The sequence below is a fragment of the Limnohabitans sp. Rim8 genome (genome assembly GCF_945901735.1).
Classification (GTDB): domain Bacteria; phylum Pseudomonadota; class Gammaproteobacteria; order Burkholderiales; family Burkholderiaceae_C; genus Limnohabitans_A.
On the sequence record NZ_CAMDLM010000012.1, the window covers coordinates 88,027 to 100,454 of the forward strand.

The window sequence follows — 12,428 nt, forward strand, 5'->3', positions numbered from 1 at the left end:
TCGGTGGCGGCCTCGGCGGCCATCGGCATCAGCGGCGGCGGCACCGGTCTGGCCTTTAGCGGCGCGGGCGCGGTGGCCCTCAACACCATCAGCGGCTCGACCGACGCCTTGCTGCGCGCCGGCTCGGCCAGCGCCGAAGAGGGCGACGTGGTGCTGCAAGCGAGCAGCGACAAGAGCATCAGCGCGACGATTGCCGCCCTGTCGGTGGCCATTGCCGGCGGCAGCGGCAACGGCCTGGGCGCGTCCATTGGCATTGCAGTGGCCCGCAACCTGATTGGCCAGGAAGGCTTTGGCCGGGTGGGCGAGGATTCGATCGCCACCGTGCGCGCCCTTGTTATCGATTCGGACATCACCACCGGCGGCGTGCTGGATTTGCGCGCCGATGCGCGGCAGGTCATCAACTCTCTGGTGGTCTCAGGCTCGGCGGCCGTGGGCATCGGCGGCGGCAATGGCCTGGCCGCCAGCGGCTCGGGCGTGTGGGCCGAAAACCAGATCGGCACCCGCGTCCATGCCGGGGTGAGCACCGCCACCGAACTGGGCGAGCGGCCCAGCGACATCGAGGCCGGCGAGGTGCTGGTGCAAGCCACCGACCGCTCGTCCATTCGCTCCTTTGCCGGCGCCGCCTCGCTGGCTGCCGCTTTTGGTGGCAGCGTGGGTGCGGCCCTGTCGATCGGGGTTTCGCTGGCGCGCAACATCATCGACGGCTCGGTCATTGCTTCGCTCGACGGTGCCACGCTGAGCTCTGGCGGCACCGTGTTGGTACAGGCCCTGTCCGATGCCGATATCCAGGTCTTCGGCCTGGCCGCCTCGGTGGCCATTGGTATCGGCGGCAGCGCCGGTGTGGGCATCAGCGGCGCCGGTGCCTCGGCGCTCAACGTCATCCTGGGCGATACGCTGGCGCGGGTGCACGACAGTGCGATCACTGCCGCCGACGACGTGACCGTCGATGCCAAAGCCAACAACCGCATCAAGGCCACCATCATCTCAGCCTCCATCGGCGTGGGCGCCGGTGGCGGGGCCGGTTTTGGCGCATCGATCGGCATCTCGCTGGCGCGCAACTACGTGGGCTACGACCCCACCGGCTACACCGGCCCGGTCAGCTATGTCTCGGGCACCGACAAGCCCAACCGCATCAGCAACGGCCAGATCGTGCGCCTGGGCGCCGCTTCCGGTGCGCGCGCCAACGAGGTCTACAAATACATCGGCGACGACGACCTCGAGGGCAAGGACGACGACGACGGCAACCCGATCGACCTGATCCTGAGCCAGGATTTTTCGGACACCGCGAAGTGGGAGCAGCTGACCAATCCGGCGGCCAACCGCATCGAGGCCTTCATCACCGAATCGTCGGTGGGCAAGACGGCCGACGTGTTCGACAGCACGCTCGACCTGAAGGTCTCGGCGCTGTCGCAGCAGACCATCCACTCCACCGTCTTTGCCGGCTCGGTCGCTGCCTCGGGCGGCGGTGCGGCGGCGGTGGCGATCAGTGGCGCCGGCGGCAGTGCGGTCAACCGCATCGGCTCGACCACCCGCGCCTATGTGGCCAACACCACCGACCGCGGCATCAAGGTCGACGGCGACATCGACATCATCGCGCTCGACAGCGCCAGCATCTCGTCGTCGGTGTTTGCGGTGTCGGTCGCGGCATCCTTTGGCGCTTCAGGCGTGTCGGTGGCGGTCAGTGTGTCGCTGTCGGACAACAGCATCCTGAGCACGGTCGAGGCCTTCACCGACCGCGCCTTGCTGTTCTCCACCGAGGGCTCGATCACCCTCGACGCGCGCGAATCGGCCAGCATCGATGCGGCCTCCACCGCGGTGGCGGTGGCCTTGTCGGTCAGCGTGGGCGCGGCAGTGGCCGGCGGCGGTGCCAATGCCTACAACACCATCGACACCACCACCCGGGCCTGGTCGGGCCGCAGCACCGAAGAGAAGGTGGTCAACAGCATCACCGGCCTGAGCGAGCTGTATGCGGCAGGCGACATCACCGTCAATGCGCTCAGTGCCTCGAACGCCAACGCGGTGGTCACGGCCGCAGCGGCCAGCTTTGGCGTGGTGGCCGCTGCCGCCGCCGGCACGCAGACGCGCAACACGCTCTCGCCCGTGGTCGATGCCTTCATCGCCGCCACCGAGGTCAAGTCGCCCGGCACGGTGCTGATTTCCGCGCGTGCCGACCAGGACGCCAATGCCCGGTCGAATGCGCTGGCCATCAGCGGCGGCCTGTCGGTCTCGGTCGGTGTGTCCTCGGTCACCACAGTCGATTCGAGTGCCATCAACGCGGCCGTGGGCGATCTGTCCCAGGTTCAGGCCGGCGTGCTGCGCGTCAGCGCCAAGGCCTATGACCGCATATACCAAAAGTCGTCGGCCTCCAGCGGCGGCCTGATCGCCGGTGCCGGCGCCCTGTCCAACCTGAGCATTGTGGGCAGCACGGTGGCCGGCATCGGCAAGAACGCCAAGGTCGAGGCCGGCCTGGTCGACCTGATCGCCCACCGCGACCAGGACTTTGATTCGCAGGCCTTCAACCTGGCCGTAGGCCTGTTTGCCGGCAGCGGGGCGCTGGTCACCAACCTGGTGGCCGGCACTGCCGATGTGAAGATCGGCCAGGGTGCGACGGTCGATGCCGAGTCCATCTTGATTTACGCCAGCAACCAGGCGGTCAAAAACAAGTACAGCGCGCTCGAAAATTCGCTCGAGTCCTTCTCTGTCAGCGGCGCCTCGATCAGCGCAATCGCCAGCACCACCAACGTGGGCCGCGCCAGCAGCCGCTTTGGCTCGGTGGTCGATATTGCCGACGATGCGGCGCTCACCGTCGACAGTGCCGGTACCGGCGTGTTCCGGGTCGAGACGCTCTCGAGCGTCAAGCTCATCGACAAGGTGCGGGTCGACGGCTTGTCCGGCCTGGGCTTTACCGTGGCCCTGGCCACCCAGACCACCGATTCGGTCTCCAATATCCGGGTGGGCAAGGGCGCGTCGCTGCGCAACCTGAGCGGCGACCTGATGATGGCCACCCGCACCGACGCCGATGTGCTGGCCGCCGCCAACACCTTCTCGCTGGCCGCCTTCGGTGTCTCCAACGCCACCGCGCTGGTCAATTTGAATGCCAACAACGACATCGTGCTGACCGATGCCGAACTGGTGGGCCGCGACGTCAAGGTCATGGCAGGCCAAAGCCGCGACCGGGTGCCCAACATCCTCTTGGGCAAGGCGCGGGCCGACATGGCGATGATTGCGCTGAACGGCATCACCGTTCCGGTGCGCTCGGTCAACCTGTATGAGCAAAACCGTGTGGTGCTGGATGGGGCCAGCGAAGTGCGTGCCATAGGCAGCGTCGACCTGCTCGCCGAAAAAGGCATGGGCCGTGCCAAGCTCGACGGCTCGGTGCTCAACCTCAGCCCGGGCGGTGTGTTCTCCGGCCTTTTCCCGGAAGGCGACGAAAAGCTGACCGGCAGCAACGAGGTCAGGGTGAGCAATGCGGCCCGCATCGAAGCGGGCATGAACTACAAGACGGTGCTGAGCATCCAGCCTTACACCGTCTCAGGCAAGCCCAATCTGGCCGGTCATCTTGACGCCGGCAGCGCGCAATCGGCGCGTCTTTCGGCCATCAAGCAGGCCGGCGCAACCGGCGTGGACTTGAGCAAAGCGGAAAAAGAGGCGCTGGGCCTCGACGAGCTTCAGTCCTACCAGTATGTGGCGCTGGAGATGCAGCAGGTGGCCGTCAGCATCGGGTCTGGCACCATCGTTGAGCTGGTGGGGCAGGACTACGGCAAGGGCGTCTCGGGCGCGGCCTACCAGCTCGCCCCCGGCTCGATGGCCGACCTCAACCTGGTGTTGGACCAGGAGGACTACACCAACGCCAGCCGCTGGACGCGCATTGAAGCGGACCACAGGCTGGCCACTTCGGGCAGCTACTTTGTGGGCAAGGCCCAGCTGGTGCGCACCAGCGACGGCCGCTGGCTGCGCCGCACCGGCGATGCGGTGACGGTCGATGCGGCCACCGAGAGCTTCAACAGCTCGGGCTGGCAAGCCATCCAGGTGCAGACCAGCGATCGCGGCAAGATCCTGGCGCGCGAGCTCAGCGACGACTTTTATGTGGTCAAGCCCAAGGCCATGACCTTGCCCACGCTGGTCTACGCCAACGTGGCCAACCAGCTGTTTGAAGACCGCGCCAAGATCGTGGGCTGGATGTCCAGCCACGCCGGCAATGCCGAGGCGATTGCGCGCTACCAGGCGCTGCTGGAGAAGATCGACGCCCAGCTCGAAAAAATGGGCTTGGCTTCCAAGAACAGCGGGATCGTCGTGCCGCGCAGCCAGTTCGACCAGATCTTCCTGCGCCTGCCCAAGGTCGAGGCCTCGGCCGGCCTGATCAACATCCTGAGCGACAGCACGTCGGAGGCCAGCATCCGACTGGCGCAAAGCAGCGGCCGCCTGCTGGCCCATGCCGACGCCAACATCACGATCAAGAACGAGACGCCTTTTGGTCTGGAGATCAACAACGTCGGCATCCTCAAGGCCAGCCGGGTCGACACGCTCAACGGCGCGCAGGTCACGCTCAGTGCGGGCGCGACCTACCTCAACAAGCTCGCGCTCAATGAGCCCGGCCCGGGCGGCCAGAGCGTGATCAACATCACGCAAGACGCCTTCCCCAAGGAGGCCTATGGCGTCAACGGCAGCCTGGGCGCCTTGAATGCGCCCAGCGGCCCGCAAGACCTCTATGTGCGCGGCAAGATCAGCAATGCCGACGGCACGCTGAACCTGACCAATCGCGAGGGCAGCATCCACGTCACCGGCGAGATCCGCGCCGGTGCGGTCAACATCAATGCGGCCGGCGACTTCAATTTGTCGACCGAGGACTGGTTCCACACCGGTGCTGATCCGCGCCAGTACCTGGACTTCAACAAGGTTTTCGGCCGTGAGGTGTACCGCGAAGACGGCACGGCTGGCACTTCACTGTTTGGCACGGCCGACCCGCGGGTTCAAGCCCTGCTGGCTGCGGCCAGTGGCGGCGCCATACCGCAGACCAAAGAGGAGGAGGGCAACAGCACCCGCGCCAGCGCCGATGTGCTGACCAGCAATGTGGCCATCAGCGCCCAGCTTCAAGACAAGTTTGACCAAGACTTCTTCAAGCTCTCGGCCGCCGGCGCCGGCCGGGTCACGGTGGCACTTGACACGGGCTTGACCGCCTCCAACACGATCAATTTCTACGAGTTGTCGCTGCTCGACAGCACCGGCAAGGTGCTCAATACGGTGCAGACCGGCCGCAACAACAGTTACAGCTTCAATGTGGGGGCGGCCGGTGACTACTATGTGCGCGTCAGCGCGGTGCGCACCTACCCGGCCACCACGCCGTCCAACCCGGCGACCACACCCGGCTACACCTACACCGCCTCGGACGGCAAGAAGACCATCAAGCCCGGCGACACGGTGCTGGTCAAGGACGCAAAGAATGGCGACAAGGTCTATGTCTACGACGACAACGGCAAGGGCAACCCGGTCGGTGGCAAGGAGCGCGAGCTTGATCTGACCAAGACCGATCAGTACGCCGACAAGGATTACTGGTGGCAGGTGCAGTACAACCACCGGCCCAACACCTACAAGATCACGGCGGTGTTCACGCCGCCGCAGGCCGAGCCGATCAAGACCATCTTTGCCATGGGCGCGATCGACATCAATGCGCGCTACCTCAACATCGACGGCACGATCCAAAGCGGGGTGGACAACATCACGCTGAACATCGCGCAGGACTTTGCGCCCAGTCGCTCGACCAATTTCACCGATGCCCTGGGCAAGACCATCAAGGGCCTGGACTACGGCCCGGCCGGCTTTGCCACCGTCGACGGTTTCTTTGATGCCAACAGCGGCACCATCGTGCTCGAGGACATCAAGCCGACGGCCGGCGTCATCAACCTGACCGGCACCATCATCAGCACCGGCAACGGCGCGCTCAAGGTGGCCAGCGGCTACGCCTCGATCAACATCAACAACCAAAGCCGCTATGCGCTGGCTGCGGGCCTGATCGATGCCTCGGAAAATCGCGTCGGCAAGATCACCGTCACCGACAGCAGCACGCTCAAGCGCGAGGTCTACACCTTTGAAAATGGTGGTTATACCCAGCAGCAGTTTCAGGGCACCCTGGTGCCCCCGGGCATCCCGGGCGGGGTCAGCAGCATCCGGTACGACGACCGGGGCCTGACCGGCGGCCAAGTTTCCGACATTCAAGGCAGCCTGGTCTACCAGCCCGAGGCCGGCCGTTACTACGTCTGGACCGAGGGCCAGGCCAAGACCAGCACCACGCTCGATATCTACGAGCAGCGCAGCTTCAACCTCTTGGGCTGGGACTGGGACTTCCTGGTGCCCGACACCGCGGCCAAGCTCAGTGACACCCGTTTTACCGACGGCGCGCCGCTGCTCGAGTCGGAGCTGGTCTACAGCGCCGCCGAGGTGGCCAAGCTGATGGGCCGCCCCGATCTGCCCGCCGTCTTTGTGCAGTACATGCAAAAGCGCAACGCCGCGGTCGACATGGTCAAGGACAAGTCGATGGTGCGCGACGTGCGGACCAACAAGCTCTACACCTACATTGCCGACAACGGCAAGGTGCAGTTCCCGGTGGCCGATTTCAGCGACACCAAGACCTGGAAGCTCACCGAGCAGCTCACCGGCGGCAAGGCCATGCCCGATCCGGCCAAAGTGCTGACCGGCGACATCATCAAGGCCACCGGCGAGTCGCCGATCAAGATGACCGACACCTCGGGCAAAAAGGTCGATTGGACGCCCAAGAAGGCCAACGACACCTTCGAGAGCGACTTTGCCAACCAGGAAATCACCATCGACGGCCCCACCGAAGAAGGCGGCGGCTGGTTGCGCGAAAAAGTCATCACCACCAAGAAGACCACGGTCACCGGTCTGAAGGACTTCTACACCTACGGTCTGCGGGCCGATGCCCCGGTGCGCGTGTCCACCCTGATCGGGGCGAGCAAGCCCACCATCAACGTGCAGACCACCGGCAAGCTGCTGCTGCGTGACAGCATCTCCATCGGTGCGGTCACCGCGCCCGAAGACCCGGATGCCGAGTTCACCCCGCTGGCCCTGTCGGCCAATGCGATGCAGGTGGGCGGCAATGTGGTGCTCAGCGGCGCCTTGCCCGACATCCAGACCCACAGCGACGTGACCATCACGGTGAAAGACCCGGTGGGCAAGCTCAACATCCGCGCCACCGGCAATGTGGTGGTCAACCACCTGCAAGACCGCGACCACGACCCTTTGCTGGGCAACCGGGGCCTGAAGATCGGCCAGGTGATTGCCGCGACCTATGTCGACGGTGTGGTTGCCACGGCCGGCAGCGTGACCATCCGCTCGGTCTATGGCGTGGAAGACGCGTCGGTGCTGACTTCGCGCATCGTCGGCGAGTATGTGGAACTGGACGGCGGCGCGGGCTCGATCCGCGCCACCGTCGACAGCAATGTGCTGGGTGAGGGGGGTCTGGCGGCGCGGGCCAAGGGCAGCATCACCCTAACCGAGGTGCTGGGCGACATGGTGTTGGCCGCACCCGAGGGCTGGGATGGCGCCTCGGTCCTCTCGACCGGCACCGACGGCAGTGGCAACGATGTGCGCTTGACCGTCAAGCGCGGCGCCATCGTCGACGGCGCGCTCGAACGTGCCACCGCCAATGTGGGCGACAGCCTGCAAGCGCTCCAGGCCTCGGGCTTTTCCGAAAAGCAGCTCCAAGCCATCGGCATCGGCAGCAAGGCCAACCTGATGGAGCGGGCCCGCTATGCGATGGCGCCCGACCTCATCAAGGCCCTGCTGCCGCACGAAGAGTTGCTGGGCCAAGGTGAGGGCGGCGGCGCCGAGTCCCTCAACGTGCAGGGCCGAAACATCACCCTGCTGTCAGAAGGCTTGACCGCCGGCGTGAAGTACGGCGTGGGCCGCTCGTCCGACCGAGTGACCATCACCAACCCGAGCGATTTCGGCAGCTTGACCGAAAGCCACAAGGCTTTGCTTGCGCAGGCCAGCGCGGCCGATGTGATTGAGACCCAATACCGCCGCTACGAATGGATCGGCGACGAGGCCACGGTCGACCTGTCGGCGGTGGGCACCTTCAACAACGCGCTGCTGTGGCGCGAGGTGGGCGCCACAGCCAGGGCGCCGGTCAATTTGCCGGTGCTCGCTTCGAGCGACGGCATTGCCGATGTGGTCAACGGTCAGTGGGTGGAAAACCGGCGCGACCTGTTGAGCGTGACGCTGCAGGTCACCGACGACATCAACATCAGCGCCAGCGGCGATGTGGCAGTCAAGACCCCGGGCGATGTGGTCATGCGCGCCAAGGACGATCTGCGCATTGCCGAGGGCAGCCGCAGCGCGCTCGACCTGTGGGGCATCGATGCCGGCGGACGCATGCGCTTGGCCGCGGGTGGCGCCATCACCGCGTTGGACAGCGTGCAGCGCGACTGGCTGCTGCGCTCGGGCGGCGACATGAGCCTCTTGGCTGACGGCTCGTCCGAGGTCAGCACGCTGGCCGGGCGCATCGCCATGGCCAATGGCGCGGCGCTGCGCATCGAGATCGGTGAGCAGGGCGAGCCCAAGCCCACCACCGGCTTCATGCCCGGCGTGCTCAACCTCAGTGCCGCCGGCCTGGTCAACGTGCAGGAACAAACCGGCGACCTGTGGCTGGCCTCGGTGGCTTCGAGCGGTGAAGGCGTCGATGGTGCGCTGACCTTGCAGGCGGCCACTGGTGAAATTCTGGCGTCCGAGCGCATCTATCACGATGGCGTGACCCATGTGAGCGGCACTGATGTGCGCCTGGTCTCGGGCACAGTGGGCACCATCGACGGCGCCCGCAACCTGGGCAGCCTGCTCAGGCCGCTTCGTCTGGAGGCGCAAAGCCTGGCCGCATCGGCCTACACCGGCCAAAGCGCGCTGGTGCACATCGCCAACACCGGCGATCTAGAACTGCGCCAGCTTGATCTGACCAGCGGCCAGGTTTTGCTGAGCACCAGCGGGTCGCTGCGCGTGATGCAGGCGGTTCAGCTGACCTCCGATTCGGGCAACAGGCTGTCGCTGACCGCGATGGACGGCGATATCGATCTGCGCAACGACCTGACCATGGGCCGCGGCCAGATGCTGCTGAGCGCGGCCCAGGGCCAGGTGCTGCAGTCCAGTAATTCTGACGTGCTCAACGCCGGCGGCGCCATCACCCTCAACGCCCTGGGCCTGGTGCAGGCCTGGGGTGCAACGCTGTCCAGTCATGCCTCTTCTCAGGGGGGCAACATCACGGTGCGTGTGAGCGGTGACTTGGTGGCCTCCTCGATCAATGCCAGCACGGGCGTGCTCGATGTGCAAAGCACCCAGGGCCGCATCGTTGAAGCACTCGACGCACAAGGGCAGGGCGATGCCGCAGCCGATCTGGCCGGTGCAACGATGAAGCTTGAGGCCCAGGCCATAGGCGCGCTCGGCCGCGGTGGCGAGGCACTTGAAACCTCGGCCGGCACCTTGACCGTCACCGCCGTCGGCGATGTGGCCCTGTCCAACGACAAGACCCTGAGCCTGTTGGGCCTCTCAGCCGGCTCGGCCGTGATGCGCACCAGCGCAGGCAATCTCAATGTGGACGGCCCAGTGGCCGCCCAGCAAAACCTGCTGCTCGAGGCCGGCACCGGCGGCTCGGTGGCCATCAAGGCCCACACCTTGGTCAGTGTGGCCCAAGGGGCACTGAGTATTCTGGCCGCCCAGGGCATCAACCTGGGCTTGGGCAGCGTGGTCTCGGGTCTGGGCAGCGTGGACCTGCAGGCGGCAGCCGGCGCTCTGGCCATGAACGCCAGCGCGCGCATCGCCAGCGGCGGCGGCAACATCCGCCTGGCCGCTGGCACCGACATCGTGCTGGGCACGGTCGATGCCCGCCTGGCCGATGGCACTGTGAACGCCAACGGCTCGCGCCTGGGCGTGCTGGCCGGCGGCAGCATCGCCAGCGCCTGGCTGTTGCCTGCAGCCACCGATGCCAACCTGCGCGGCGCCGATGCGCTGCTGCAAGCGGGCACGGGCATAGGCAGCGATCTGGGCGCGCTGCGCCTGGACGTGGCGCGCGTGTCGGCGCACACCGCTGCGGGTGACATCCATCTTTATGCCCTGGGCGACCTGGAGATTGGCGCCGTGGCCGATCTGCGCATTGAACGGGTGGTGGAAACCGGCCGCACCGCCGCGCTGTGGACGCTGGAGCAAAGCGGTCTGCGCGCCGCCGGCCGCGTGGTCGTCACTGCGGTCGGCAGCCTGAAGCTTCTCACCGACCCCGCACTGGACGCCGGTGCGGCCATCCGCACGGATGCCCTGGGCCAGGTCAGCCTGACGGCCGCCGGCGCCATCAACGTGCCCAACCCGGGCCCGGCCGATGTGCCGTTGATCGACACCCGCGCGCTCAGCCTGAGTGGCAGCAGCATCGCTGCCATGGTGCTTGCGGTCGATGAGATCAGCGCCACCGCATCGACCGGAAACCTGAGCCTGGCCGATGTGGACCGCGAGGGCGAGTCCAAGCCGGGTCTGACGGTCAAGAATCTGGCTGCTGTCGGCAACGTGACCGTGACGGCGCAAAGCACGCTGTCCGTCGAAAAAATCCGCACCGGCAACAACGCCGACGTCAGCCTTTTCTCGTTGGCCGGCGACCTGCTGATGGCCGTGGCCGATGCGCTGGCCAACAACCTGGACGAGCTCAGCCTGCTGGCCGCCGGCTTCATCGGCAGCCCCCGCCTGTTCACCGGGGCTACCCGCACCGAATACCGCAGCGGCGCTGCTTTGCGCTTGGGCGGCGCCAGCAGCCAGTTGCCCGTGGGCACCGCCGTGCTCGAGCCAACGGATCTGTCGGCCAGCCCTGCCGTGCAAGGCCTCAGCGTGGCTTTGCCCACGCAGGCTTTGCACTTGCAAAGCGAGAGCTTCATCACCATCGCGGGCAGTTATTTGCCACGCGGCACGGTCACCACACTGCAAGCCGGTCAAGGCCTGTTTGTCAGCCAAGCGGTGGCCGACCAGGCCCTCACGGTGGGTCAAGCCCTGCAAGCGCCCAAGATCATCGTCATGAGCGACAGCGCCCTGGTCAGCATCGACGAGTTGAATGTGTTGACCCAATTGAGCAGCGTGAGCGCTGTGGGGCCCGCTCCGGCCTTGGACAGCCCCACCGTGGTCTTGCCAGGGGCTTTGCCGGTGACGCCCGGCGTGGCATCGCTGCTGCGCTTGCCTGCCGGTGCCTTTGGCAGCGGCAGCGAAACGCTCACCATCACCCTGAATGCGGGCAGTGGCCAAATCTCGGCCACCTTGCCTTCGGGCATCAGCGCCACCGGTGTGAACACCGATGCACAGCGCAGCTTCAGTGGCAGCGCCGCCCAGCTCAGCAGCTGGTTTGCCAGCGCCGATGCGCCGAGCTACACCGGTGACGCCGGCCAAACCCTGAGCGTCCAAGTGGTGCGTGGCGCCGTCTCGGTGCACACCCAGCTGGCCCTGTACGGCAGCAGCGCACAAAGCCTCAGCGCTCCGGCGCTGGCCGGTGTGGCCAGCACCAGTTTCATCACCGCAGGCACAGCGTCCCAGCTGGGCTTGGGCTCGGTGCAGATCAGTGGCAGCGGCACGCTGACTCTGAGCTTGAACACCCCAGCAGGTGCCAGCTTGGCTGCTGCTTCTGCGGACGGCATTGCCGTGGGCGGCAGCGCCACAGCACGCACCCTGACCGGCAGTGCCAGCGCGCTGCAAGACTACTTGGCCAATGCCGCAGCCCTGAGCTACATCGGCACGGCCGGCACACTCACGCTGCGCTTGGCCGACGCCACAGGCCAGCATTACAGCCAACTGGCCGTCACTTTGGCCACGCCCGTGGTCAGCAGCGCCACCCAAAGCAGTGGCCGTTTGACCCTGCCCACCAGCATGGTGGCCACACCCGGTGCCGTGCTGCCCCTGAAGTGGGCGGCCAACACCCTAGCCGCCAGTCAGGACAGCGAACTGCTGAGCTTGGAGCTGGCCGCGCCGCAATCCACGCTGAACCTGCCCAGCTTGACGGGCACTGGTGTGAGCCTCAGTGAGGGTGACAGCTTCACTGTGGGCGGCACATCGGTGGTCTCCACCCGCCTGAGCGGCACCGCCGCCGCGCTCAACGCCTTGTTCTCCGCCGGCACCGTCTCGCTGCAAGCCAATGCCCTTGCCACCTTGGCCAACAGCCTGGGTGTGCGACTGATCGGCAGTGAAGGCAGCAGCAGCGCCAGCATCGCCATCAGTCTGGCCAGTGCCAATGGCAGCCAAAGCACCACCGCCTTGAACCTGACCCTGCCCACTGCGGTGGGGGTAGGGGCAGGTACGTCTATTGTTTTGCAAAATGCTTTGACAGGGGGCGCTGGCAACCACAGCCTGACCCTCAGCGCCGGCACCGGCACGCTGACGGCGGCCAACGCCAGCGCCTTGGATCC

At 66.3% G+C, this 12,428-nt stretch carries 1 protein-coding gene (running past one end of the window); it reads left to right on the forward strand.

Features of this window, described 5'->3' with window-relative positions; all coding sequences use genetic code 11:
- Positions 1-12,428: part of an LEPR-XLL domain-containing protein coding region (locus Q0O99_RS08135; RefSeq protein WP_293750294.1), annotated on the forward strand (this coding region is incomplete at its 3' end). The annotated region extends 17,607 nt beyond the left edge of the window; the window shows 12,428 of its 30,035 annotated nt.